Origin of the sequence: Vibrio makurazakiensis, from assembly GCF_050337375.1 — a bacterium.
Lineage (GTDB): Bacteria > Pseudomonadota > Gammaproteobacteria > Enterobacterales > Vibrionaceae > Vibrio > Vibrio makurazakiensis.
Genome location: NZ_JAKJSW010000443.1, coordinates 1 through 1,268 on the forward strand (window position 1 = coordinate 1; position 1,268 = coordinate 1,268).

The window sequence follows — 1,268 nt, forward strand, 5'->3', positions numbered from 1 at the left end:
ATGTATACACGGTCACCAGAGCAGACTTGAGCTTTGACTCGTTTTAAAATACTCAGGATTTCCATAGGCGAGAAACAATCTAAGAACTGGCTCATCCACCACACATCGGCACGTTCAGGTAGTTGCTGCTGCTTATCAAGCATATTGGCTGGATAAGGGTGAACACGTTCACTAAAACCGTGAGAATCAGCATTTTTCATTGCCATTTCCAGCTGCTGAGGTAAGTCTACAATCGTCACTTCTACATCAGTATTGTGCCCACAACACTGCATCGCCCACTTGCCAGTATTACCACCAATATCGACAATTGTCTTTGGAGCGCGCTTAAAGATGGTTTCTAAAAGAACAGGAAATGAGCGATCAGAATAGAAATGGTCAAACTTGAACCAGCTTTCTTTTGCTTTTTCAGGCAGCTGAGATAAACCTTGATAAATTGTTTCCCAATCTCCAAGTTCTTTTAAACCAGCAGGCTCCCCTTTTTCAATAGATTCGGTTAAATGCATCATCGCGGCATAACAAACGTCCGCCGTAAAATCCATATTAGCCTTAGTCATTCCGTCGTTCTGCAGAAAAAAACCAAGGTTGCCAATTATATAATTCGGCTTATTCCAAAGTACTATATTGGCGCTGATCGCCATATCTAACAGAACTTTAACACCGTACTCAGAAACACCGGTTTGCTTAGCAATCTCAGGAGCGGGTAACCCTGACTCTCCTGCATCCTCAAGTACCGCTAGTATATTTAAGTCACGCAAAGTTCGTGCTGTATGAAAAGCTATCGGGGCAAATGATAGCTTTTGAGCTTCTGTTTTTGCTTCCAATGCATTGAATGGGTCAAGATTATTTTTAGACACAGTTAACCTATTTAAGTCAATTTAGTTAAGTAAATTACTGACTAGCCGCTAGCCTTGCTAATTTGGCTTTAATATCAGTGTTCAGGTTATTAATCCAACGATTGTAGTTACGATGAATTTTACCATCGTTGTACTTTAGGTTTTCTGATTCAACATATTGAATAGAGTAAAATTTTTCAGAATAAGCAATATCTACAACCGCATGGTGATCACGAACGAATAATTCAGCACGTAATAGGCCAGGCTTAATTTCGCTTACCAACCAATTTCTAGCTGTAGCCGCTTCGTATATGACTGATTTAACTTGTTTACTTTGAAGATCATACGCAACTGGAGTATCCTCAACGTTCATCACAGGTTGCACTCGCCCACATCCAGCGAGCGTAAGCACTAGCAGCAGTGATATCACTACTT

At 40.7% G+C, this 1,268-nt stretch carries 2 protein-coding genes; both read right to left on the reverse strand.

Annotated features, from left to right (window positions below):
- The coding region (locus L4C33_RS22315) for a methyltransferase (protein WP_428814564.1) at nucleotides 1-854 on the reverse strand (854 nt) is incomplete at its 3' end.
- A gap of 34 nt (nucleotides 855-888) precedes the next feature.
- Nucleotides 889-1,263, reverse strand: a complete 375-nt coding sequence (locus L4C33_RS22320; RefSeq protein ID WP_428814565.1) for a hypothetical protein — start codon at nucleotides 1,261-1,263, stop codon at nucleotides 889-891.
- Between the last annotated feature and the right edge of the window lie 5 nt (nucleotides 1,264-1,268).